Origin of the sequence: Pseudoalteromonas sp. BSi20480, from assembly GCF_000241365.1 — a bacterium.
In the GTDB taxonomy this organism is placed as follows: domain Bacteria; phylum Pseudomonadota; class Gammaproteobacteria; order Enterobacterales; family Alteromonadaceae; genus Pseudoalteromonas; species Pseudoalteromonas marina.
Window position 1 is genome coordinate 1 of the sequence record NZ_BADX01000142.1, and the last position, 24,360, is coordinate 24,360.

19 protein-coding genes and 4 pseudogenes are annotated in these 24,360 nt (G+C 38.8%); 11 read left to right on the forward strand and 12 right to left on the reverse strand.

Annotation, left to right across the window (positions count from 1 at the left end; translation table 11 throughout):
- Positions 1–150: 150 nt before the first annotated feature.
- The 8 genes and pseudogenes from P20480_RS05225 to nth all read left to right on the forward strand — a co-directional run bounded on the left by P20480_RS05225 (position 151) and on the right by nth (position 9,146).
- A complete protein-coding gene (locus tag P20480_RS05225; protein WP_008131405.1) occupies positions 151–2,094 on the forward strand; it encodes an EAL domain-containing protein in 1,944 nt (647 codons plus the stop codon).
- Positions 2,095–2,364: 270 nt separating this feature from the next.
- Positions 2,365–2,946: an electron transport complex subunit RsxA gene (rsxA, locus tag P20480_RS05220; protein WP_008131407.1), complete on the forward strand. Its 582-nt coding sequence runs from the start codon at positions 2,365–2,367 to the stop codon at positions 2,944–2,946.
- A gap of 1 nt (position 2,947) precedes the next feature.
- Entirely contained in the window at positions 2,948–3,502 is a 555-nt protein-coding gene (gene rsxB / locus P20480_RS05215) for an electron transport complex subunit RsxB (protein ID WP_008131408.1), read from the forward strand.
- Positions 3,503–3,510: 8 nt separating this feature from the next.
- Positions 3,511–6,085 (forward strand): annotated as a pseudogene (gene rsxC / locus P20480_RS19270) (electron transport complex subunit RsxC).
- Positions 6,082–7,140: an electron transport complex subunit RsxD gene (gene rsxD, locus P20480_RS05200; protein ID WP_008131411.1), complete on the forward strand. Its 1,059-nt coding sequence runs from the start codon at positions 6,082–6,084 to the stop codon at positions 7,138–7,140. The pseudogene rsxC and the gene rsxD overlap by 4 nt, the downstream one beginning before the upstream one ends.
- Positions 7,137–7,777, forward strand: a pseudogene (gene rsxG / locus P20480_RS18525) (electron transport complex subunit RsxG). Before rsxD ends, rsxG begins: the two are co-directional and overlap by 4 nt.
- Entirely contained in the window at positions 7,774–8,472 is a 699-nt protein-coding gene (locus P20480_RS05195; protein ID WP_008131414.1) for an electron transport complex subunit E, read from the forward strand. The pseudogene rsxG and the gene P20480_RS05195 overlap by 4 nt, the downstream one beginning before the upstream one ends.
- A 41-nt stretch (positions 8,473–8,513) precedes the next feature.
- On the forward strand, positions 8,514–9,146 hold the full coding sequence (nth, locus tag P20480_RS05190) for an endonuclease III (protein WP_008131416.1): 633 nt from the start codon (positions 8,514–8,516) through the stop codon (positions 9,144–9,146).
- 64 nt (positions 9,147–9,210) lie between these two features.
- Here the strand turns inward: nth and P20480_RS20120 are convergent, their stop codons facing one another.
- Positions 9,211–9,438 (reverse strand): helix-turn-helix transcriptional regulator, encoded by a 228-nt coding sequence (locus tag P20480_RS20120; protein ID WP_050547951.1) that lies wholly within the window; start codon positions 9,436–9,438, stop codon positions 9,211–9,213.
- Between P20480_RS20120 and P20480_RS19905 the strand changes: the two are divergent.
- A pseudogene (locus P20480_RS19905) lies at positions 9,421–9,540 on the forward strand (endonuclease III); the annotation flags it as partial. The gene P20480_RS20120 and the pseudogene P20480_RS19905 sit on opposite strands and share 18 nt — an antisense overlap.
- Positions 9,541–9,745: 205 nt before the next feature.
- Positions 9,746–11,656, forward strand: a complete 1,911-nt coding sequence (locus tag P20480_RS05185) for an aminotransferase class V-fold PLP-dependent enzyme (RefSeq protein WP_008131420.1) — start codon at positions 9,746–9,748, stop codon at positions 11,654–11,656.
- A 284-nt stretch (positions 11,657–11,940) separates the two neighbouring features.
- Here P20480_RS05185 and P20480_RS19910 read toward each other — a convergent pair whose 3' ends face one another.
- The 9 genes from P20480_RS19910 to P20480_RS05160 all read right to left on the reverse strand — a co-directional run bounded on the left by P20480_RS19910 (position 11,941) and on the right by P20480_RS05160 (position 18,503).
- The gene (locus P20480_RS19910; RefSeq protein WP_008131421.1) at positions 11,941–12,249 is read right to left on the reverse strand and encodes a response regulator; all 309 of its coding nucleotides are present in this window, start codon (positions 12,247–12,249) and stop codon (positions 11,941–11,943) included.
- A gap of 8 nt (positions 12,250–12,257) precedes the next feature.
- Positions 12,258–13,367: a sensor histidine kinase gene (locus P20480_RS19915; RefSeq protein ID WP_008131422.1), complete on the reverse strand. Its 1,110-nt coding sequence runs from the start codon at positions 13,365–13,367 to the stop codon at positions 12,258–12,260.
- 83 nt (positions 13,368–13,450) lie between these two features.
- Positions 13,451–14,146, reverse strand: a complete 696-nt coding sequence (locus P20480_RS19920; RefSeq protein ID WP_008131425.1) for a PAS domain-containing protein — start codon at positions 14,144–14,146, stop codon at positions 13,451–13,453.
- 17 nt (positions 14,147–14,163) lie between these two features.
- Positions 14,164–14,373 carry a PAS domain-containing protein gene (locus tag P20480_RS19925; RefSeq protein ID WP_008131427.1) on the reverse strand — a complete coding sequence of 70 codons (210 nt, stop codon included), beginning with the start codon at positions 14,371–14,373 and terminating at the stop codon, positions 14,164–14,166.
- A gap of 145 nt (positions 14,374–14,518) precedes the next feature.
- The gene (locus P20480_RS05180; RefSeq protein WP_008131429.1) at positions 14,519–15,175 is read right to left on the reverse strand and encodes a hypothetical protein; all 657 of its coding nucleotides are present in this window, start codon (positions 15,173–15,175) and stop codon (positions 14,519–14,521) included.
- Position 15,176: 1 nt separating this feature from the next.
- On the reverse strand, positions 15,177–15,677 hold the full coding sequence (locus P20480_RS05175) for an RNA polymerase sigma factor (RefSeq protein ID WP_008131431.1): 501 nt from the start codon (positions 15,675–15,677) through the stop codon (positions 15,177–15,179).
- Positions 15,678–16,068: 391 nt separating this feature from the next.
- Positions 16,069–16,806 (reverse strand): alpha/beta fold hydrolase, encoded by a 738-nt coding sequence (locus P20480_RS05170; protein ID WP_008131432.1) that lies wholly within the window; start codon positions 16,804–16,806, stop codon positions 16,069–16,071.
- 11 nt (positions 16,807–16,817) lie between these two features.
- Complete coding sequence (locus P20480_RS05165) at positions 16,818–17,492, reverse strand: fibrobacter succinogenes major paralogous domain-containing protein (protein ID WP_008131434.1); 675 nt, start codon at positions 17,490–17,492, stop codon at positions 16,818–16,820.
- Between the two features lie 60 nt (positions 17,493–17,552).
- On the reverse strand, positions 17,553–18,503 hold the full coding sequence (locus P20480_RS05160) for an SDR family oxidoreductase (RefSeq protein WP_008131435.1): 951 nt from the start codon (positions 18,501–18,503) through the stop codon (positions 17,553–17,555).
- Between the two features lie 170 nt (positions 18,504–18,673).
- Between P20480_RS05160 and P20480_RS05155 the strand changes: the two genes are divergently transcribed.
- Positions 18,674–19,546 carry an AraC family transcriptional regulator gene (locus tag P20480_RS05155; RefSeq protein WP_008131437.1) on the forward strand — a complete coding sequence of 291 codons (873 nt, stop codon included), beginning with the start codon at positions 18,674–18,676 and terminating at the stop codon, positions 19,544–19,546.
- Positions 19,547–19,653: 107 nt separating this feature from the next.
- Here the strand turns inward: P20480_RS05155 and P20480_RS05150 are convergent, their stop codons facing one another.
- A complete protein-coding gene (locus P20480_RS05150) occupies positions 19,654–21,042 on the reverse strand; it encodes a sensor domain-containing diguanylate cyclase (RefSeq protein WP_008131438.1) in 1,389 nt (462 codons plus the stop codon).
- A gap of 183 nt (positions 21,043–21,225) precedes the next feature.
- Positions 21,226–24,182, reverse strand: a pseudogene (locus P20480_RS18540) (TonB-dependent receptor).
- Positions 24,183–24,360 lie beyond the last annotated feature (178 nt).

A 24,360-nucleotide genomic window follows, 5' to 3' on the forward strand; every position in this document is an offset into this window, starting at 1 on the left:
TTCTCAACAATTCCATAGACATTTACTACTATTTCCACTACCCTTCTACTCTAGAACTAAAACATTGAAAAAAAACTAATAAATGTTGCATTTAGTTAAATAATCAAGGACTTGATTCCTTTCCTCTGTAATATCAAAAAGATTGAAAAAATGGCTGGATTTAAAAAACTTATTTTAATACAAATAATATCTTGGTTATTGTGTGTTGCAGCAGGAAGCTACTTCATTTCAGTGGGCTTTGATAACGCGGTGAGCGAAGCACAAAAAAGTGCTCAAGTAACCGTTAGTAAGTATATAAATGAGCTGTCTATAGACGATATTTCTGCAGAAAATTTAAAAAAATCAATTGCAAACGGCAATACCTTTTCAAACTTCACGCTTAGAGATTATCAAGGCGCGGAAGTTTTTAGTGTTAGTTCGTCTGAAGAGTTGCCAGCATTCGCCGAGTTTATTCAGTCACAATTTAACTCTATACGTCCTCAATTTGCTGTCAACGATGCAGCAGATGTAAAAGTAGAATTTACGCTAAACATTCAACAACTAGCTTCGCAGCTACAAACTGCTCTCTTCATAGTAATACTTATATCCGCGGTGTTGGTGATCATTCCTATCATCTTACTTAAGTCAATTTTTTACCAGCTGAACAAAAATATCAGCACTACGGTATCTGATATCATTGATATATATATTAACCAAAACCAAATTGATGACGATCTACAAACTGCACTCGATGGTTCTAGTCTCAAAAAGCTGGGGAAAGATTTAGTTCCAAGCTTTAACCGGTTATCGCACTTTTTAAAGTCTAAAAGTCAAGATATACAAAATGCAGCAATGAGCATTAAACAAGAAGCCTATAAAGACGTTATTACTTCTTTAGGCAACCGAAATATGTTTGTTGAGTATTATGAAAAGCATATCGAGAACTGCGAGCAAAGTACGTTTGGCTCGTTAGCTATGGTGCGCTGTAGTGAATTACAAGCAATTAATCAAAGCCGTGGCTACCAAAAAGGTGACGAGTACGTAAGGGGTGTTGCTGATATAATTAAACACTTGAGCGGCACTTATACTGGCAGCCAATTGTTTAGACTAAACAGCTCTGACTTTGCTGTTATTTTACCGCATACACCGCTTAAAGAAGCTGAGCGCTTTGGTGAAAACTTACAGTCCCGCTTTACTCAATATCAACAAAACCAAGAATTAAGCTCTGTGGCTAATACCGGCATTGTGGGTTACGAAAAAGGTAAACCATTAGGCGAGCTACTTTCGGTGGTAGATAACGCGATGAGTATGGCTCAGTCTAAGCAAACTAATGCATGGCACGTACAACGCGAAACCGATTTAGTTAATAATGTAAGCGCAGGCTTTGGTAACCAAAACTGGCGTAAAGTAATAAACGAAGTTATTGAATCAAAACGCGTGCATTTAGTAATGCAAAATATCATGCCTTTGGGTAAAAGCATTAAGGCATACGCCGAGATACAGGTTAGGTTTAAAACCGAAGATAATCAAATGCTCCCTACTGCATCGTTTTTAGCCATGGCTGAAAAACTAGATATGGCAATAGAAATTGACCGCCTTATCATCGACTCATCGCTTGAAAAAGTTAAAAGCCGTAACTTATCCGAGAAATTCTTTGGCTTAAATGTAACGGCCTCAAGTGCACATAACGATCAGTTTGTAATTTGGCTAGAGCGTCGCCTATTAAAAGATACCCATATCGCATCTAAACTCGTTTTCGAAGTAAGTGAATTTGGTTTACAACAAAATATTAAAGCCAGTAAACGCTTTATTGATATGGTTCACCGAGTAGGTGCACGTATTACCGTTGAGCGATTTGGCGTCGGTTTAACATCATTCAAGTTTTTCCGTGATTTAAAACCCGATTTCATAAAAATGGATGCCAGTTACACTCGCGGTTTAGAAGACGATAAAAATAATCAATACTTTATGCGTCTAATGGTAGATCTAGCACACAGGATTGGAGTGAGTGTATTTGCCGAAGGTGTAGAGAGCCAAGAAGAAAAACACATAATAGAAACCTTGTGCTTAGATGGCGTTCAAGGCTACTACATCGAAAAGCCGAAAGATATTTAACCCCCTATTTTAAAAAAGAGCACTCGTTGCTCTTTTTTTGTTTGTGCCCTTCCCCTTTATTTAGCGCTACGGTGATCACTGTCCCCCTTAAATTAGTATGATTAAAGTCATCATGTTAAAGAAAAAAGTATGTCTAACTCATAGGTCTATTACATCATTATTACTGTTAGTTAATTTAATAATGTTTATTTAAATGATAATCACTGCACATGTTGTTAATCAGGGCAGAAAAAAGGATAATACACGGGACTTTAAAAGCGCGAGGCTCGCATGACTGAATATGTATTGTTATTGATTGGAACCGTTCTAGTTAATAACTTTGTGTTAGTACAATTTTTAGGCTTATGTCCGTTTATGGGTGTATCAGGAAAACTTGATACAGCAATCGGCATGTCTTTAGCTACCACCTTTGTACTTACGCTTGCTTCAGTAACTAGTTACTTGGTTAATCAGTATATTTTAATCCCTTTGGATATAGAATTTTTACGCACCATGAGCTTTATTTTAGTTATTGCCGTTGTAGTGCAATTTACAGAAATGGTGGTACGTAAAACAAGCCCTACACTCTACCGTTTATTGGGTATATTTTTACCACTTATCACTACAAACTGTGCAGTACTAGGTGTTGCATTACTTAACATAAAAGAAGACCACTCGTTTTTACAATCAGCAGTGTATGGTTTTGGTGCTGCGGTCGGCTTTTCATTAGTGCTCGTACTGTTTGCAGCTCTGCGCGAACGCCTTGCTACTGCTGATGTTCCTACACCTTTTAAAGGTGCCTCTATTGCTATGATAACCGCCGGCCTTATGTCTATGGCGTTTATGGGCTTTACCGGATTAGTGAAATTTTAATATGACCTTGTTTTATGCCTTAATTGCGCTTGGCTCACTTGCGCTGGTTTTTGGGTTAATTTTAGGCTTTGCTGCAATACGCTTTCGCGTAGAAAGTAACCCCATTGTTGAACAAATCGATACCATTTTACCGCAAACGCAATGTGGTCAATGTGGTTACCCGGGGTGTCGCCCCTATGCAGAAGCAATTGCCAATGGGGATGAAATTAATAAGTGCCCGCCTGGTGGTGAAGCCACCATGAAAAAGCTTGCTGGCCTGATGGGCGTTGATGAGAAACCCCTTGCCGGTGGAGAGCAAGCCGAGCCAATTAAAACCGTTGCATACATACGCGAAGACGAGTGTATTGGCTGTACCAAATGTATTCAAGCCTGCCCTGTAGATGCCATTGTAGGTGCTACTCGCCAAATGCATACTGTTTTAATAGACGAATGCACAGGTTGTGATTTATGCGTTGAGCCCTGCCCTGTAGATTGTATTGATATGCTACCGGTTGCTGAAACAAAACAAAACTGGAAATGGCAGTTAGATGCTATTCCTGTTACAAAAATAGATTAGAGGTTTGAGTGGAAAAGTTACTTGAACAAATACAAAAAGGTACTGTTTGGCAATTTCCTGGCGGCGTGCACCCTCCACAGCAAAAATCACTTTCTAACGGTGCAAATATTGCTCGCCTTCCACTACCTGACAAACTTGTAGTTGCGCTAAAACAACACATTGGCGCTAATGGTAAATTACTTGTAGAAAAAGGCCAACGCGTACTTAAAGGTCAAGCCTTAACTAAACCCGTTGCTAACTGGTCTGTACCAGTACATGCTCCTAGTTCGGGTATTATTACAGAAATAGCGCCAAAGCCCTCGGCTCACCCGTCTGCACTGCCAGAGCTAAGTGTTGTTATTGAGCCTGATGGAAAAGACGAGTGGTGCACACTTAACCCAATAAGTGAGCCAAAAACACTAAGCCATACGCAGTTAGTTGATATAATTCATCAAGCGGGTATCAGTGGCATGGGTGGCGCTGGTTTTCCAACTTATATCAAGGCCGATACAAAGCAAAAAATAGACTTCTTCATTGTCAATGCTGTGGAGTGTGAACCCTATATAACCGCTGACGACACACTAATGCGTGAGCACGCTGCTGAAATTATCCAAGGCATCGAATTAATGCAGCAACTTTTAGACCCAACAATTTGTATTGTGGGCATAGAAGACAATAAGCCAGAAGCTATTGCTGCAATGACTAAAGCGGCTGAACATAACAACAAAATTATTGTTCAAACCGTGCCAACAGTTTATCCCTCAGGTGGCGAAAAACAACTAATAAAACTGCTGACTAATCGTGAAGTACCCAGCATGGGAATTCCTGCTGATATTGGTGTACTCATGCACAATACAGGTACCCTTTATGCCGTACAACAAGCTGTTTACGAAGGGAAACCTCTTATAGAGCGAGTGGTTACAGTAACGGGTAACACTATACACAAACCAGGTAATGTATGGGCTTTATTAGGTACAGAAATCAAACACCTGCTCGACTGCCAAGGGTTTTCGCCAGTACCACAACAACGTGTTGTAATGGGCGGCCCAATGATGGGCTTTACATTGCCCACCGTACGGATTGGTGTAATTAAAACAACTAACTGTATTTTAGCCCCTGATCATAAAGAGCTTGCAGAGCCAGGACCTGAAAAAGCCTGTATACGCTGCAGTGCGTGTGCAGACGCGTGCCCGGCTTCGTTACTACCGCAACAATTACAGTGGTTTGCAAAATCTAAAGAGTACGACAAACTCCAAGAACATAACCTGTTTGATTGTATTGAATGTGGTGCCTGTGCGTATGTGTGCCCAAGCGAAATCCCACTTGTGCAATATTACCGAGTGGCTAAAGTTGAAATAAAAGAACAACAAGCTGAAAAAATAAAAGCAGATAGAGCAAAAGAACGCTTTGATGCGCGCAAGGAGCGTTTAGAGCGTGAACAAGAAGAGCGTAAAAATCGTCATAAGCGCAAGGCACCAGCTAAGTCTGATGATGAAAAGCAAAAAGTAGCGGATGCCCTTGCCCGTGTTAAAAACAAATCGAACGATGGGAATGAAAAGTCAGCCGTTGCTGCTGCAATAGCTCGCGCAAAAGACCAAAAAACTTGAAGGCCAAAATACTGAGATTGAGCCAGATAATAGTGAAGTCGCTAAAGAGCGTGCACTGCGCAAAGAGCAAGCTCGTAAATATAAAGAGCAAAAAGAGCTTTCTGAAGACGTTACAACACCTGACGACAAAAAATCCGCAGTCGCTGCCGCTATTGCACGTGCTAAAGCTAAAAAGGCAGCCCAAGGTGCTCAAACTAATACAGATGATGCCAGTACTGCACCAGCTGATGATAAAAAATCAGCCGTAGCCGCCGCAATTGCTCGTGCTAAAGCTAAAAAGGCAGCGCAAGCACAAGGTGCTCAAACTAATCCTGATGATGCCAATACGGCACCAGCTGATGATAAAAAATCAGCAGTGGCCGCTGCAATTGCTCGTGCTAAAGCTAAAAAAGCAGCACAAGGTGCTCAAGCTAATACAGATGATGCCGATACAGCAGCGCCTACTGATGATAAAAAAGCGGCTGTAGCCGCCGCAATTGCTCGTGCTAAAGCTAAAAAGGCAGCTAAAGCTGCTGAGCAACCAGATGAGCCAAGTCTCAACGACAAATCAACCAGTAATGTTAAATCTGAAGAGTCACAAACAGACTCTCCAGCAGATGACAAAAAGGCGGCTGTAGCTGCCGCAATTGCCCGCGCTAAAGCAAAAAAAGCAGCAAAAGAGGCACAACACACTGAGCAATCGACTGAGCCAAGTATTGATGAGCCGCAAACCGATAATGTTAAACTTCAAGAGCCACAAACAGACTCTGTAGCAGAGAACAAAAAAGCGGCTGTAACAGCTGCTATTGCCCGTGCTAAAGCTAAAAAAGCGGCAAAAGAGGCGCAGCAAACACAAAGCGATGAAGATACTGATCAAGTGGCGATAACTGAGCCAGAAACGCCAAGTGAAGCTACTCCAGAACAAACCGCCGCCGAAAAGAAAAAAGCTGCAGTGGCCGCCGCTATTGCTCGCGCCAAAGCCAAAAAGTTACAAAAAGAAGGAAATGATCAGTCATGAAATTAACCATGGCCAGTTCGCCGCATAATCATAGCCATAAATCGCTAACACGATTAATGCTAACCGTTATTGCTGCTTGTATTCCTGGACTCATTGCTCAAGTTTTCTTTTTTGGTACAGGTGTACTTATTCAACTCGTCCTTGCTTTTGTGGCTGTCACAGCTTTTGAAGCAGCAGTAATGCTAATACGTAAGCGCCCTGTTTGGCCTGCATTAAGTGATGGCAGCGCATGGTTAACCGCGGTGTTACTTGCCTTGAGTATTCCACCATTTGCACCGTGGTGGATTGTTATTATTGGTTGTTTATTTTCCATAGTGATTGTAAAGCAGCTTTATGGTGGCTTAGGTTTTAACCTATTTAACCCCGCTATGGCAGCTTATGTTTTGCTACTGGTATCGTTCCCTGTGCAAATGACTGCGTGGTTACCTGTTACAGATCTAGCAAGTAACCCTATTGGCTTTATAGAACAATTACTGCTTATTTTTACGGACTTTACCTCTACTGGTTATAGCTTAGATCAAGTACGTGCTGGTGTTGATGGCACTACAATGGCAACGCCACTAGACGCTATCAAAACAGATGTAGCTCATGGTTTAACAGTGAGCGAAAGCATGCAAAAGCCTATTTTTAACGAATGGGCAGGCCAAGGTTGGATGTGGGTTAACCTTGGTTTTTTAGCTGGCGGGTTGTATTTACTAAAAGAAAAAGTAATTAACTGGCATATTCCTGTCAGTTTTATTGGTAGCTTAGCATTATGCAGTGCTATTGGTTATATAGCGGCACCGGGCACAGAGCCGGGTACTGTATTTCACTTGCTAAGTGGCGCAACTATGATGGGCGCATTTTTTATTGCAACCGACCCAGTGTCGGCCTCAACCACAAATAAAGGTCGCTTGATTTACGGCGCACTAATTGGGTTATTTGTTTATTTAATTCGTACCTTTGGTGGTTTTCCTGATGCGGTTGCCTTTGCAGTACTATTGCTAAATATTGCAGTACCACTTATTGACTACTACACACAGCCACGTACTTATGGTCATGGAGCAGTAAAATGATTGTTTCATCTATGGCAAAAAACGGCGCTATTTTAACTGCGTTTGCCCTTGTAACTACTGGGCTAGTGGCAACTATTGATGCACTAACGGCTGATAAAATTGCAGAGCAAGAGCAACTATACTTAACATCACAATTGCACGAAGTACTTGACCCTAACACCTACGACAATGACTTGTCGAAAGACTGTATCGTTATTAAAGATGAACGACTAGGACCATATAATTCGCAAGTTATCTACCGTGCACGAAAAATAACCAACCAGTCGCCCTTGTTGTTAGGCACGTAACACCAAACGGTTACAGTGGCGATATAAAGCTTTTAACCGCCATATTACGCGATGGAACTGTAGCGGGAGTGCGAACCACTAAACACGAAGAAACACCAGGGTTAGGCGACAAAATAGAAATTAAAAAGTCATCATGGATCACCACATTCAAAGGCTTAACGGTGCACAGTGAAGACGATAACCGCTGGGCTGTGAAAAAGGATGACGGCCAATTTGATCAGTTCACTGGGGCAACAATTACGCCTCGTGCAGTTGTAAATTCAGTTAAAAACGCCGTATTATTTGCGCAAAATGAGTTTGATACTATTTTTACAGCCCCAAATAGCCAGTGTGAAGAGGTAACCCAATGAGTGAATTAAAAACACTGTACAAAGAGGGGATGTGGGTAAACAACCCTGCTCTTGTTCAACTTTTAGGGCTTTGTCCGTTGCTTGCTGTGACATCGACTGTTACAAACGCACTGGGCTTGGGCCTTGCAACACTTTTGGTATTAATTGGATCAAATGTAAGCGTATCTATTGTACGAAACTGGGTACCAAAAGATATACGTATTCCCGTTTTTGTAATGATCATTGCTGGGTTTGTAACCATTGTTCAACTACTGATGAACGCCTACACATTTGGACTTTATCAATCGCTGGGCATATTTATTCCACTAATTGTAACTAACTGCGCCATTATAGGCCGCGCCGAAGCGTACGCCTCAAAAAATCCAATTCATTTATCAGCCTTTGACGGATTAATGATGGGACTTGGATTTATGCTTGTACTCGTTGTACTGGGTGCAATGCGAGAACTCATTGGCCAAGGTACGTTATTCGACAGTGCCGATTTATTACTGGGTCCGTGGGCACAAAGTTTACGCATTGAAGTGTTTAGCTTTGACAATCAGTTTTTGCTTGCTATTTTACCACCTGGCGCATTTTTAGGGCTTGGGTTGCTCATAGCCGCTAAAAATGTGATTGATGCACAAATAAAATCAAAACAAATTGCACCGCCAGAAGCCGAAAAAGGCCCTCGTGCACGTGTTACCAGTTTAACTTAAGGGGAAACGTACTGCTTTTTAAGTAAGTACGTTTAAGTTATATGAATAAAGAAAAACGCTACCAAATACTTACACGCTTGCGCGATAACAACCCAAACCCAGAAACGGAGCTTGAATATTCAAGCCCGTTCGAGTTGCTTGTTGCTGTCACACTGTCAGCGCAAGCCACTGATGTTGGTGTTAATAAAGCAACCCGAAAACTATTCCCTGTTGCTAATACACCACAAGCCATTTTAGATATAGGCCACGATAAACTCCGTGATTATATAAAAACCATAGGCTTATTTAATTCTAAAGCTGCCAACGTTTATAAAATGTGCCAAATATTGGTAGATAAACATGACAGCATCGTACCTGAAAACCGCGAAGCCCTAGAAGCCCTACCCGGCGTAGGTCGAAAAACAGCAAATGTGGTACTCAACACCGCCTTCGGCTGGCCGACAATAGCAGTCGACACTCACATCGATCGTGTATCAAACCGCACCAAGTTCGCTATGGGTAAAAACGTTGTTGAAGTGGAAAAAAAGCTCGAAAAAGTGGTGCCAAAAGAGTTCAAAGTTGATGTCCACCACTGGCTGATTCTGCATGGCCGCTACGTGTGCACAGCCCGTAAGCCTAAGTGTGGTAGTTGTATTATTGAAGACTTGTGTGAGTTTAAAGACAAAACCGAATAATTAAAGATAATTAAACGGCTTATTTGCATCAATATCCCATGGCATTTATCTAGTACTTTTGCTCTTAAACTATTTTTTGCCACGCTTTCGGGGCGATCCCATACTTTTGTACAAAGTATTTACGATAAATTTGCTCCGAACTAAAGCCTGCTTTTTCAGATACCTCAGTGATAGCCAAATTTGTTGATTCTAATAATTCCAAACTCTGGTTAAGACGCGCGTTGATTAGCCAAGTGTTAAAACTGATACCATTTGCGGATTTAAAGTTTCGGCTAAAGCTGATGTGCACCATTGGTTGATTCTACATGGCCGCTACGTGTGCACAGCCCGTAAGCCTAAGTGTGGTAGTTGTATTATTGAAGACTTGTGTGAGTTTAAAGATAAAACAGAGTAAAAGATAAGTTTACGCATAGTGATCAACTTTTTACTTTAAAACAGTTGTAGGACATTCGCTTGAGTGAACTTTTATTGAGAATGAAAGATTAAACATGGACGTGCATAAAATATAATTAATGCACATTTACAAAGTATTAATTTCACAAGTGCCAATGCATTGGTTATGCTACTGAGTATTATAATATTTTATTACGAAAACCCCTATGTTGCCTTTACTGCGTATATTATTAATTGAGCAAGACCAAGCCACTTTAAAAGAGTTGTCTACAAATCTCTCTAAAGCGATACCAAATTTTGAGCGAGACGATATCCATATCGATATTCTTGAGCGTTTTACGCTTAAAGATGCGATAACAAGTGTTGAAGAAGATGGTGATATTCAGGCTGTTGTACTTAGTTGGGATTTACAAAACAAGGTTGGCGAGAGAACGTATAGCCGCTTTATTGAGCAGTTAAAAGCCATTCGATTAGAGCTTCCAGTTTATGTAATTGGCGATGATACTAAAGGACTGGAAATAGTCAACGAGTCAGAAGAAATTGAATCGTTTTTCTTTAAAGACGAGGTTATTTCTGACCCCGAAGCTATTTTAGGCTATATGATCAACGACTTTGACGACCGTTCAGAAACCCCGTTTTGGACTGCGTATCGCCGTTATGTTGGCGAGTCGAACGATTCATGGCACACACCGGGCCATAGTGGTGGCTCTAGCTTTAGAAACTCGCCTTATATTAAAGACTTCTATCAGTTTTATGGCCGCAATGTGTTTGTTGGCGATCTATCGGTATCTGTCGATTCGTTAGGCTCTTTATCTGATAGCACCAATACCATTGGGCGTGCTCAAGAATCTGCAGCTGCAACGTTTGAGGTAAAGCATACCTACTTTGTTACTAACGGGTCTTCTACTTCAAATAAAATTATTTTACAAACCCTGTTACGTAAGGGGGATAAGGTCATTATTGACCGTAATTGTCATAAATCTGTTCATTATGGCATTTTGCAATCAGCCAGTTTACCCATTTATTTATCGAGTATATTAAACCCTAAATATGGTATTTTTGCGCCACCTTCGTTAGCCGATATAAAACAAACAATAGAGCAAAATACCGATGCAAAACTACTGGTGCTTACCGGTTGTACTTACGATGGTTTATTAAGCGATTTAAAACAAGTTGTGGATTTTGCCCATCAACACGGCATTAAAGTATTCATTGACGAAGCCTGGTTTGCTTACTCTTTGTTTCACCCGAGCCTGCGTTACTACTCAGCCATTCATGCTGGAGCCGATTATGTCACTCATTCAGCACATAAAGTGGTATCGGCGTTTTCACAGGCGTCTTATATTCATGTGAATGATCCAGACTTCGATGCAGATTTTTTTAGAGAAATTTACAGTATTTACGCCAGTACATCGCCCAAGTATCAGCTTATTGCCTCGCTTGACGTATGCCAAAAACAATTGGAAATGGAAGGCTATAAATTACTTAATGCCTTGTTAAACCATGTCGACGAATTTAAACAACAAATGGCATCGTTGAAATACATTAAAGTGCTGGGTAAAGACGATTTTATGGAAATATTTCCACACTTTAGTGAAGATAATATGGGTCACGATCCACTAAAAATCCTTATCGATATTAGTGAATTACCCTACTCATTAAAAGACATTCATAAGTTTTTATTAGATGAAATTGGCCTAGAAATAGAAAAATACACTCACAGTACAATTTTGGTATTATTAACGCTTGGTGGTACTCGTTCGAAGATTATTCGTTTATACAATGCATTAAAAAAACTTGATAGTGGGAGAGTGAAACTAGCCAAATCAACAAGGCGCTCTCGCTTGCCAGAAAGCTTACCAGCCATCGATTTAGCGTGTATTCCAGGCGATGCTTTTTATGGCGAACGCGAGTCGGTGCCTATTGCTAAAAGCAATAATCGTATTTGTGCTGGTTTAGTTACCCCCTATCCTCCAGGCATACCGTTATTAGTTCCAGGGCAACACATCACTGAAGAACATATCGAATACTTAAAAGAGCTTGCCGGTCAAGGGTTAACTATTCAAGGTAGCTTTGATGGTGAAATTTATGTTCTAAAAGGTAAAATAGAAAAATAACCAGTATTTTACCCATTCACTTAATTAAGTGAGCTATTTTGAGGCTGGAAAAACGTGTTGATAGCTAGGCAAAAATATCACTATTTAGTTGCTCTAAATGAACATTTTGTAACGCAGGTAGCGACATGTTTAGCCTCGAAAAATGATTAAGTATCATTGCGGATTAGTATTACATACAATATTCTACGAGAAATTTGTCAGCAGTTTTTAAACCCTGCTGATGTTATTTTCAAAACCAAATACTTTTCTATTGGACAGGCCTTATTTTATATAGCCAACATTAATTAACCGATTAAATACAAACAACGCCTGAGTGTGCCATATAACTCGTTAATATCGATTGGTTTAGGTACATGAAAGATGAAACCTTGCTGGTAGTAATGTTTTACGTCTTTATCCATTACATTGGCTGTTAACGCAATAATAGGCAAATTTGGCAGTATTGTTTTTATCTGTTGATTAGCCTCAATCCCATCCATAATTGGCATGTGAATATCCATAAGTACTAAGTCAAAACGTTCGGAACCAACAGCTTCAAACGCAAGTAAACCATTTTCGACAATTGTAATATCGGCATTTGTTTTAGCCATCATGGCTTTAATCAACACTTGGTTAATATTGTTATCTTCAGCAATAAGTATTTTTTACCCTTTAAATTAGGCGCTTTAAACGATTTTTTAGGGGCTTTATCTGCTATGTTATTTGCTTTAGGTAATGGTAATTTAATCGTGACAGTTGTGCCAAGCCCTTGCTTACTTTGGATATCGATTTCGCCGCCCATCATTTTAACCAAACTAATAGTGATAGACATGCCTAGTCCTGTTCCACCATATTTTCTGGTTGTAGAGGTGTCTGCTTGAGTAAACCTCTCAAAAATGTGCTCAGTAACTTCCTTGCTCATCCCTATTCCTGAGTCTACAACCTCTAGGTATATAGCCTCTTTACCTTCAAAAACTTTACTGCTCGCGTTTATTTTAACACTTCCCTTATCTGTAAATTTAACCGCATTAGAGCTTAAATTTAATATTATTTGCTTAACTCTAACTAAATCACCCATCCAATATTCGTTATAACTTTCATCTTTATTTACGGTAAAGCCGATACGTTTTTCACTAACTAAGGAGTCTAAGTCATAGGTTATAGAATCTAATACCTCAGTTAATGAGAATGATGCTTTTTCTAACTGTAGTTGGTTAGACTCTATCTTAGAGTAATCTAAAATATCGTTAATAATAGTTAAAAGGCTTTGTCCCGAATAAGAGGCATTTTTAAGTACTGCCCTTAACTCATCAGGTAAACTAGTATTTTCTAGCAGTTGCAAATCACCTAGAATTGCATTCATAGGAGTGCGAATTTCATGACTCATATTAGCCAAAAAGTCACTTTTTGATTGTGCAGCATTTTCAGCAGCTAACTTTGCATCAAACAATTTTCTTATTGCATCTACTTTTTCGGTTACATCGTAATTTACACCAACTACTTTTATGGCTGCACCATGCGAATCTCTCAATATCTCTGCACTTGCTTTAATTGTCCGGATATTTCCATCAGGGTGTACAACACGAAACTCTGGGTCGTAAATGCCTACCCCGTTGATTGCTTCATCCAACATACGTTCATTATGTTCAACGTCATCAACATGAACTCTATCAAGCCATGCTTGGTATGTGCAGGAAAACTCTAACTCTGAGATGCCGTATAATTTGTACATCCAAGAATCCCATACTAGTTTTTCTGTTTTTAAATCTAACTCCCATACCCCAATACCCCAATACCCGCAGAGTCATTGGCTAATTACATACGCAAAGCAAAAGAATCCACCTTTTCTTTCGCCGTTTTAATTTGTTGCTCACTCTGTTTTTGATGAGCTATATCTTGAACGACAGACCAAATAAATGTCTCACCTTTGCTATCTGTAATTTTTATACCCGATAATAACACGGGATATACATTGCCGTTTTTATGTATATATTCTTTTTGATACGGCCCATACTGGCCATATTTAGCAAGTAATTCTAGCTGTTCATGTTCTCGCTTCTCATACTTTTCAGGGGTGAGCTGCCAATAGTCCATTTGATTTAGCTCATCAACGCTATAGCCTGTGATTCTGCCAAACTCCTCATTTAAAAACTCAAAGCTGCCGTCAGATATTGAATTAATTGCAATACCAACGGGTGCCAAATCAACAAACTTTTCAAACTTTTCTTTTTCTCCCAAAAATGCTTGTTTAAATCGCTGCTTTTCTGAAGCTTCGGTACTGATTTGTTTTTGGGCTATTTCTATATCGGATATGTCTCGACCAACCGCCAATATTAATTGACTGCCCTCTATGAATAATCCAGTCAAGTTAACTAAACAGTTAAACGTTGTGCCATCTAAACGCGAATGTATCCATTTAAAACTATGAAAGCCCTGTTCTATGGCGCAATTTATATGCGCTTTAGCTAAAACATCTGAACGATTACCACAGGGTTGTAACTCGGGTGACAAGTCAGCAGGACTAAGGTTTAAAAAGTTGCCATGCTATTAACACCGTGCATATCAATAGCTGCTTGGTTGCATTCTATAAACTTACCTGAGCTTAAATCGATAACTGAATACGCGTCGACCGAAGCGTCAAAGATTTTTTTGTACTTATCTCGTTCATAAGTAAGCTCAGCAATCGCTCGCTTTAGTTTTGTGTTTTCTTGCTCTAGATTATTTTTACTGGCAGGCACTACTTCTAACTCATTAACTACGCGTTTTACATAGTATAGAAGCGATGAAAAAATTTGGCAGCTTAATTACAGAAAAATCAATTATCTAAAGAGTTTATGCAAAAAAATCATTAACTATTTTCTACACAAACACAGCATTTGATAACTAACTTTCTATTAACTCAGAGCTATTTAAAAACTCAGCCATAGTGACCAAACGTTTACCAACAATAAATTGAACACTCGCATTAACCCATTTCTCAGAAATGTTCTTATAATTTAATTTAGCAAATACCCATGCTGTAGCTATAAAAAGCAGTATTGACGACAAAGAGTAAAACCAAATCATGTGCAGCTCTAAATACTGATATAAATCAATTCCAAAAAGTAGATCAAACCCAATAAAAACATAAGCAAGATAAAAGGGAACTGACATAAGTAGCAACTTGGTCAATTCTAATTTATGAGAACAAACACGGTAAAAATCTTTTTGTAGTTGGTTAACTGGTTTTGAATAGTCAATGTTTGAAATTAAAACAATTTGGCCAATATTTCCTGCAAGCCCAATGATGGCAAACAGGTTGAGGACAAAGCCTGAAATTATTGGCGCTGAAAAAGTAAAGCCTGCAGCAATATACTTCCACAACAGTACAATAATAATAAGAAACACACAGCTTTCAATTATTCGTGCCCATTTCATTTTATTAAGTGCTTTTATTTGTTTATTTATTTTTATTTCAGCAAGCTTTGCTTGATTAATTTCAATAGCACTATGTGTATCAGTGCTTTGTTGCCAAGCGCTTTTAAAGTTATCTAAATTCATGTTAAGAATCCCGTGTTTCAAATTGAAGTTTTAATGTGTGTTTAATTCGACTAATTCGCGTAGCAACATTGGTTTTACTGATCCCTAAGCTATTCGCTATGCTTTCGTAAGATTCACTCTCTAAATAAAGGAGCATAATCGCCTTATTTAATTTATCGAGTTGACCAATAAACTCATATAACTGCTTTACCACCTCGTTGCTCTCATCTTCTTGCGATAAGTCAGCAATCTTCACTATGCACTCTTCATTTGCTTTATCTTCTCGCCGACTGTTTCTTCGGTAATAAGATATAGCTACATTCAGCGAAATTCGGTACATCCACGTTGAAAACTTATAAGCATTGTTGTAATTATCATAAGCTAGCCACATCGTTGTTAATATTTCTTGGGCTAAGTCTTGTCGGTCATCTTTGTTTTGACAGTATGAATTCACAATTTTATAAATAATGCCTTTATGTTGCTCCATTGCTTGAGCAAATTGTGTTTTTTTAGTTGTGGTCATTTACTGGTTAATCCATCACTTTTTCTTAATTTCATAATATTAAGACTTTAAAGTTTGTTTATTTAATAACATAAAGCACTCTAGCCCTATTTACGGGTATGCCTTCGATATGCTTTAAATACTATTTAAAACATATCGACCCTAAAGTAATATCTGCTTAGTTTATTACCTAGTTATTCGCAGCAACTGCGAAAAAATCACAAGTTCAAATAAAATTTTTCAATTCAAGCGTTAAACGCGTTGTTAACTCTCTATTTTTAGTCGATGGTAAATATTGCTGAAGAGGCTTTATTAAGTGGGTTTAATATTTAAACGGTGGCTTTTAACCTCTCTGTTAAGGTTAAATAAACTGAAGTATTTTTTGATAGTAGCTAGCTAATCATGCATAAAATTAGTGCTTAAAATAACCTTTTTGTAAAAAATGTATAGTTTGATAAGCAACATTTTCGTTGTAGCGCATTTCAGAGTGGCTTACATTAATAGTAATAAAATCATGCATGTTCGCTAATTTTGTGGACTCAACCGATACAAGCCCATCATTAACACCATTAAATTTATCGTTAGTTAAGCTAGACGACTTTGTGCCTGCTATTACGCCAAACTTTACAGTTAACTCTCCCAAATTATTACCAAGGCTATTCACACCTGTAACTAATGATTTGCTAATGCCGCCTCCTAAAGTAATTAACCAAGAGTTTTTAAAATGATCAGCCAGTTCACTCCCTTTATTTGGCGTACCTATTAAAACGCTATTTCCTATAGCCACATTTTTTAGTGTGTGATTAGCGTTTTGTAAATATGCTCTAATTACTAACCCACCTAAAGAATGCCCTACAAAGTGCACTTTTGAAGAATTGATAATACAGGCATCAATTTGTTTTGTTGTGTCTTTCAATACTGCCTCAACACTTTCGCCAATTGTTGCGTAATCTAAACTGCATACTTTATACCCTGCTTGCTCTAGCCTTTGAGCTAATTTCCACATGGCCCAATCGCTTCTTCCTAATCCATGTGCCAGCACAATAAGATCTTTATCAATATCATTGCCCGACGAAGCTTGGTTCGTATTTACGCAACCTGTTGCTGTAAAAAGTGTAATAAACAACACGAATGTAATTTTTAATAGCATTATCTAACCACCTAAATTTTTACGCATCGAACTGAAAACATATACTCTTTATTAAGCTTCGCACGGCGAATTTCGCCCTTGTGAGAGTTCCACCACGAATAAGCAAGTGTTCTTGCATAAGCCTCAGAATTAGTTGCATTGGTGCTTGTCCAAAACTCGGTATACATACCCTGAGTGATATACCAATTTCCTAATTTGACCCCCGCAGGCATAGTAGAAAAGCCGTATTTATTTACTTGCAATTGATTAAAACGCTTAAAAATAGTGTCGGGTTGCTTTACTTTTAACGTAATTGCCACGTCGTCTTGTCCACGCCACCCAAGTTTATCCACGTCTGTTTTATCTATTCCTATAGCTATCTCTAAAGCTTTGTAGTCTTCATCAGAGGCGACTCGCCATCCTTCTGGGCAAAGGTTTCGCGTATCTGTTACGTCATACCAATCGTAAAGCCTACCATAAATAGCTAAATTACTTTTATCATCATTAGGTATAAAGCCAGTATTAACCTTTGATCCATCTTGAAACTTAGTCACACGAAGGTTTTCAGCTAACCATATTTGTTTACCAATCGTAACTGTTCGATAAATATTACCTTCATGATCCTGAACCAACGCGCTATTTATTGATGGTTGTGAAGTGTTTTGTTCGCTAATAAGTTCATTCGCTAACGCTGTTGAGGTCGACATAAATATTCCCAATATATAAATGAAATGTTTCATAGGTGCTCGTCTAGTAAATATTGCTTTCTACAGTTGCCATTTAAATGCTGTTTGTTGTTCCGAAAGCGTCCATAATTTTGTTAAAACCTTTTTATCTAACACAAATGATTCGAGCTTACATTCGCCTACAGGGCCGCCAAAGTTTAAAAATCCGGTTGGTCCGTAGTAGGCATGCTGTTTTAGGTTACTTTGAGCTGCGCACATTACTTCTGGATAAGCGCCTTTTTCAGCTGATTGAGCAACACCCAGTTTGACCATAAATGACCACGATAACCTAGTAGCAAAACTTGCTGTTTCCCTAATTAATGATGTGTTTGATGCCCCAGGATGACAAACATATACTTCCACATTTTTATCGGCCGCTTTAACTTTATTTTGTAGCTCGTAAGCAAACATCATTTGCGCCAATTTACTTTGGCTATACACTTTATTTGCGTTGTAATTTTTATCCCAGTTCATGTCTTCAAACTGAATTGTTTTGAGCCCCATTTTGTGCCCTTCACTCGACACCACAACAATACGTCCCTTCGATGTGTTAATTCGCTCAAACAACAAACCACATAATAAAAAGTGGCCATAATGGTTAACCCCTAACTGGCTTTCAAAACCATCTGCTGTAAATTGTTGCTGCTCAACTTGCGCTATTGCACCATTACAAATTAGTGCGTTAATTTGAGGTACTTTTATCAAAATTTCTGTGCAAGCAGTGCGTACTGATGTCAAATCGGCTAAATCCAATGTTATAAAGCTGACGTTTGCGCCACTGCCAAATTCATCCTTGAGCTTTGTAATTGCCAGCACAGATTTATTTGGATTACGATTTAGCATAACAACATTGGCTCCCTTAGAGAGTAATATGCGAGTTGCTTGAAAGCCCGCGCCTGTATTTGCTCCCGTAATTAGATAAGTTTTACCATGCAAAGCGCTTAAGTTTTCAGGTGTCCAGCCGTTAGGCCCAAATTGATTTTTTTGCGTCATAATGTTGTCCAAGATGAATAATGTTAATTTTAATATGCAGACATTATAATCTCAGCCACACATGCTAAAAGGCGTAATAATCCTTAAAACATGCCTATTTGTATCACTTTGTTGAGTTACACAAACTCTAATGCTAATTTTACCACCTGTTTAATGAGTGATTATTGACTATGAGTAAAGCCAAAATACTACAACTAATTAATAGAAAAATGAATGAAAGCGGCATGGTACAAACAGGTATTGAAGGCATTCAATTATTTAAAATCACAGACCCTATTGAATGTTCACCAGCGGTCTATGAACCTTCTGTCACGGCTATTGTTTTAGGCACAAAAGAAGCTATTTTAGATGGCAACAAACACCTTTATGACAACACACAATACATATGTTGCACAATGCCTATGCCTGTTGAAGCCGGTACTCCAAAAGCCTCGACAGATAACCCATTAATAGGTGTATACATTTCGATAGATACAGGAATTATGACCGAGTTAGCACTCGAGATTCAAAGCGCAACTAGCACCCAACAAATACCTAACGTGAGTTATCCTTCACAAAGTATTTTAACTGCCGATTGGGACCATAACTTTACCGATGCGTTGTATAAAGTGTTGCTGCTCGATGATGATGCTATTGATTTAGCCATATTGAAGAAAGCACGCTTGAGTGAACAATATTACGCGCTGTTAAAAGGTCAAGCAGGCTATGCGTTTAAACGGGCATTTGGTGTGGGTAACGAGATTGCACGTTCAATTGCCTTTTTATCCTCTCATTTGCATGAAAACATAACCATTGAAGACATGGCTAGCCAAATAGGTATGAGCCGCGCTGTATTCCATCGTAAATTTAAACAAGCAGCTAACATGTCCCCTATTCAATTTGTTAAATCAATGAGGCTTAATCATGCTGCCATAAAAATAACACAAGGTACCAATGTCAACGTTGCGGCCATGGAAATGGGTTATGTAAGCAGTTCTCAGTTCAGCAGAGAATTTAAAAGAATGTATGGCTTATCGCCCAAGCAATGGAGCCAACAAAATTAGCACAATAAAGTCGATATTTTAACGCCTTATAAATGTAAAAGAGTGAGTACCTAACTTGTGAAAAGTTATACTTATTAGCTTAGTAACACTGCATAACCCAACTTATCTTATGGTTCATAAATAATTTTATAACGATCTTTGCCAGACTTTTTAACTTGGTACATTGCCGCATCTGATTTTTTTATTTCATCATCTATGTCAGTGCTATTGTTTGGTGATACCACATTTAACCCCATACTTACGGTTACATTTATTGTGTTTTCACCTTCAACAGGCACTTTAAGATTTCTAATTGCATTTATAAGTTTTTCGGCAACGGGTTCAGCATCGTCTACTTCTTTTAAAATAACAGCAAAAGCAAACTCTTCACCACCAAAGCGGCAAAATACATCATCAATTCTCAATATGTGCGTTAATATGTTTGCTAATTCAACAAGTAAGCGATCACCCACATCATGACCATAGGTATCGTTAACAGCTTTAAAGTTATCAACATCAAATAATCCAAACGCAATTATACCCCCACGCCTGACACTTCCTTTGACTAATTTATTAACTTGATCAGAAAAAAAGCGACGATTAGGAATTCCAGTTAATGGGTCAAAAAACGCTATTTTTTCAAGTTGAGACTTAGCTTGTTGTAATTCAAATGTTCTTTCTTGTACTAAATTTTCTAGGTTAACTTTTAACTCTTTTAAATCTTTATTTCGTTTTTCTAACTGTTCGGTTTGAAATTTACTTTTTGAAACATCCCGTTGAATTGCTGCAAAATGAGTAACCTCACCAAACTTATTTTTCAACGGAATAATATTCATTTCAACCCAGTAAGGCCTTCCTCTCACGTCATAATTTAGTAGTGTTTCAGTTACTTCTTCGTTACGCTCTAATGCAGAATAAATTCTTTGCTTAGCTTGGGGGTCAGTTAAGTTGCCTTGTAAAATTCTAGGTGTTTCACCAATTATATCTGACGAGCTGTATCCAGTAAGTGCCTGAAAAGCCTTATTAACGTATACTATTTTAGGCCCTTCAGGGTGTTTGATATTTTTTGCATCGGTAATAACAACCATGTCTTGCGTATTTTCGACCACATCTTGAAACGAAATTTGCTGCTTAGCGTCAGAAATATCAGTGATGGTTACAACAATAAAGTTTTTATCATCGTCATGTCCTTCAAAATAAGCATTAACCATAAACCAGCTTATGTCTTTTTTTGCCCCGCCAACAACACCTAAAACTTTATTGGTAACTTTCTTTTTTGTTGATTTAACAACATTAACTGGATAGTCCTCAACGGCCATAAGGTTGCTTTGCTCGTCAATGAGTGTCCAATTAGGGTCATAAGTGTCTCGCCCTATTGCTTGCTCGTAATCTAAATTTAGTAACTGCAAACCGATTGGGTTTATGTAAACAATTGATGTATTCCAGTTATGAATAATCACACCTACTTGTGCATACTCAAGTAAGTTTTTAAAATTTAAATCACTGATACCATTCATGAATGATCTCATTTAAAAAATATTAATACCAAAAAGGTAGTAAACAAATAGAGAAAATGAAACCAATTAGTACCTAATTTAATTTAAAAACTGCTCATTATTTAAACCTTAAAAATAAAAAAGCAAGCCATAGTGGCTTGCTTTTTGTGCCCGTTCAAAGGCTACACACTTTCAACATAAATTTTAAAAACGGTAACTAGCACCAAACGTAATACGACGGTCTGTAAGGCCTTGGAAACACAATAGTGACCCTTCGTTAACACAAGACTGGCTAATTTCAGACTCAGTAATATTTACAGCTTCTAAGCCAATATTAAGCTGCTCGTTTACATCGTAGCTAATACTTGCATTAAGCTGACCACGGTCCTCTTGCACTACAGGGAACCCCCATGGGAAGCTTGACGTGCTACCAAAATCGTTTGAGCGGTAACCTTCACGCCATGTGTAACGCATACGTGCCGATAAACCAAACTTTTCGTAGTATAGAGTAAAGTTATACGCATTTTCTGATAAGTTAAGCAAACCTTGTATTTCGCTTACTTCAATACCCGGTGTACCGGTGCTTGCAGCAAATACGTTACTCGCTCTTGAAGTCGCCTTATTGACTGTTTCACCGCCCGAGAACTCTTGAATTGTATAATTAGCTAAAACACCAAAACCCGACGCCCACCCTAAATCTTTTTCAAAGCTAGATAGGTCATACTGGAACGCAAACTCAATCCCTTTTTGGGTTGTTTCGCCAGTGTCGTTTACTTTTGTCTCAGTACCTACACATACACCACGACCATTTTCAGGACCAAACACGTTAATGTCTGCAATTGGGTTAAATATGCCACCGCCTTCACATGGGTCTGTTAAATCACGATAGCCTGTTACTGGGTCTTCTACTGGCGATGTTAACTGATTAACATGAAGTTCTTTACGCGTTTTATGGAAAATACCTACACTAAATACGCTCGCCTCAGTAAAGTACCAATCTGCTGATAAATCATAAGATAATACTTCTTCTGGTTTTAGTGCTGGGTTACCAAATTCAACTTCATCATTTGGGCTCGTGCTATAAGTAATAGAAGTAGATAAGTCGTTATAATCTGGACGACGAATATCTTTACCTGCACCAAAGCGAACCACTACATCTTCTGACACGTCGGCAACTAAGTTTAAACGCGGTAGGATAAAGTTGTAGTCTGACTCATTTGTAATCCGCGTTACTAGCTCATTGCCACTGCCGTCTTGCGTTACAGAATTACCTGTCGATTCAACATCAGTTTGAATATAACGTAAACCAAAGTTACCGCGGAACATGTCGTATTCAAAGTTAGCTTGTGCATAAAAAGCGTGGGTAATTTCTTCAATATCAAAAAAGCCTGAAGAACTTGACGTTGGTGCATTTAGCGTACGGCTAGAGCCATGAGTTTGTAATGCTTGCTGAAGTGTTGCAAGTACTGCATCAGGGTCTGATGCCACGAGTTCTGGGTCAATCAGTAAAAAATCGCCTATGTATAACGAACGACCATCAGCCTCATTAAAGTTATCAGGACCCGCAACTAAAAGATCAGCGAATAAATCACCTCTTGGGCTATCTGCCATAGAGCGCAGACCAACACTTGATGTGATTTCGTTTTGCTTACTCGCCGATTTGCTGTAACGGTAACCAAAATCAACAGAGGTAACTATTGAGTCTGTGTAATATGTTGAATCTATACGGAACGCATCTTCAGAGTTCTCAACGGTATCTTGACCAATGTTTACATCACGTAGTACTACATTTGCAGGGTCAAGTAATTGCTCAACCGTAGGCGCATATTCAGCACCTTGTGCAATACCAAAAGTAAGTGCTCCACCTGACAGGTCGTATTCAAAAGGCACACTGTTATCATTACCGCCACCAGCATCTAAAGGTGCATTAGGGTTAATGAAGTTAAGTGTAGTATTAAAGCTTGGTGTTGTTGTATCAGAAGATGACGAAGCAACCTCAGCGCTTACAAACCATTTATCACCTTGCCATTCACCACCTAGCCTAAAAATATTACTGTCGGTAACACGAGAATTTGTATCACTCGAAAAACGTAAATTTGGATCGTCATCATCATTTGCTAAATTAACTGGGATTACACCGCGTAAAGCCGCTTGAATTGAACCTAAATTAGTTCCACCTAAAGAACCTAGATTAATTGTTTCAAATTCATCAGGAACCGAAATGTCATTCAATGCACTGACACCCGACGCTTGAACACGAGAGCTCTCTTGACGACGTTCCTGATCGTTTACAACAGCATCAAAATAAAACTTAGTATTGTCATTTGGTGCCCACTCAAGCGTACCTACAAAGTTCTTTGTTTCGTATTCGTAGTTATCGTAATCTTGGACAAAAAATTGAATAGGTAAAAAGTCAAAAGACTGTGCACTGGCTACTCCACTATCAGAGGTTACAATGTTGTCTCTGTCTGCACGAGGGCGAAATGCTGTCACGTCTTGCTCGGCATAACTGCCGCTTACTAAAATACCAAACTCACCAAAGTCGCCTTCCCAGTTATCTGCAAAAGTTCCAGAAAACGCGGTTGTAAGCCACTATCAGTGCTTAGACTACTATTTTCACCTTGTACTCTAATTGTGGCTAATTGTTCACCTAGTTGGAGTGGACGTATTGTTTTAAGGTTTATTATTCCGCCTACTGAACCTTCAATTGTTTTGGCTTCAGGCGATTTTATAACTTCTAAACTAGAGATAATAGAAGCCGACACATCTTCAAAGCTAATGCCGCTGCGTCCAGAGCCTGAACCCACAGTTGAAACACCATTTATTTCAGTACGGTTTGCATCGGTACCACGAATTTGAACACCCGTACCTACACCAGCCTGACGCGTGATCTGAATACCCGTTACGTTCTCAAGTACTTCAGCTAAATTTTGGTCAGGTAACTTACCAATATCCTCTGACTGAATAATTTCTACAAGGCTGTCTGCTGAACGTTTTTCAGCAAGCGCATTAGTTAAAGATTGACGTATACCAGAAACTTCAATTACCTCTAGGTCATCCTTAACATTTTTTGTCTCTTCCTGCGCATGAACAGATAAAGACATATTCATTGCCGTTGCAGATATAACCGCCAGTGTGATTTTTGATAAATTATGACTCATAGTTTTTTCCTGTGTGTGTGAAACGCTATGCTACTTGTTACTTTTCATACAAAAGTGAATTGATGTATTACAAAAGGTTAACTGAATATTTACACTAAAAACCGAAAAGGTCAACCGGATTGTAAGTCAAATACTATAAAATAATACAAATTTGTTATTACCAAAAACAAATACCGCA

What these genes read in the sequence shown, in the direction of transcription:
- P20480_RS05170 (WP_008131432.1), bottom strand. Translation starts at nt 16,806, where the DNA reads ATGCTATTAAAAATTACATTCGTGTTGTTTATTACACTTTTTACAGCA.
- P20480_RS05165 (WP_008131434.1), bottom strand. Translation starts at nt 17,492, where the DNA reads ATGTCGACCTCAACAGCGTTAGCGAATGAACTTATTAGCGAACAAAAC.
- P20480_RS05150 (WP_008131438.1), bottom strand. Translation starts at nt 21,042, where the DNA reads ATGAATGGTATCAGTGATTTAAATTTTAAAAACTTACTTGAGTATGCA.
- P20480_RS05195 (WP_008131414.1), top strand. Translation starts at nt 7,774, where the DNA reads ATGAGTGAATTAAAAACACTGTACAAAGAGGGGATGTGGGTAAACAAC.
- P20480_RS05185 (WP_008131420.1), top strand. Translation starts at nt 9,746, where the DNA reads ATGTTGCCTTTACTGCGTATATTATTAATTGAGCAAGACCAAGCCACT.
- P20480_RS19910 (WP_008131421.1), bottom strand. Translation starts at nt 12,249, where the DNA reads ATGATGGCTAAAACAAATGCCGATATTACAATTGTCGAAAATGGTTTA.
- P20480_RS05225 (WP_008131405.1), top strand. Translation starts at nt 151, where the DNA reads ATGGCTGGATTTAAAAAACTTATTTTAATACAAATAATATCTTGGTTA.
- P20480_RS05180 (WP_008131429.1), bottom strand. Translation starts at nt 15,175, where the DNA reads ATGAATTTAGATAACTTTAAAAGCGCTTGGCAACAAAGCACTGATACA.
- P20480_RS05175 (WP_008131431.1), bottom strand. Translation starts at nt 15,677, where the DNA reads ATGACCACAACTAAAAAAACACAATTTGCTCAAGCAATGGAGCAACAT.
- P20480_RS05160 (WP_008131435.1), bottom strand. Translation starts at nt 18,503, where the DNA reads ATGACGCAAAAAAATCAATTTGGGCCTAACGGCTGGACACCTGAAAAC.
- P20480_RS19915 (WP_008131422.1), bottom strand. Translation starts at nt 13,367, where the DNA reads ATGTACAAATTATACGGCATCTCAGAGTTAGAGTTTTCCTGCACATAC.
- P20480_RS05155 (WP_008131437.1), top strand. Translation starts at nt 18,674, where the DNA reads ATGAGTAAAGCCAAAATACTACAACTAATTAATAGAAAAATGAATGAA.
- nth (WP_008131416.1), top strand. Translation starts at nt 8,514, where the DNA reads ATGAATAAAGAAAAACGCTACCAAATACTTACACGCTTGCGCGATAAC.
- rsxD (WP_008131411.1), top strand. Translation starts at nt 6,082, where the DNA reads ATGAAATTAACCATGGCCAGTTCGCCGCATAATCATAGCCATAAATCG.
- rsxA (WP_008131407.1), top strand. Translation starts at nt 2,365, where the DNA reads ATGACTGAATATGTATTGTTATTGATTGGAACCGTTCTAGTTAATAAC.
- P20480_RS20120 (WP_050547951.1), bottom strand. Translation starts at nt 9,438, where the DNA reads ATGGTGCACATCAGCTTTAGCCGAAACTTTAAATCCGCAAATGGTATC.
- rsxB (WP_008131408.1), top strand. Translation starts at nt 2,948, where the DNA reads ATGACCTTGTTTTATGCCTTAATTGCGCTTGGCTCACTTGCGCTGGTT.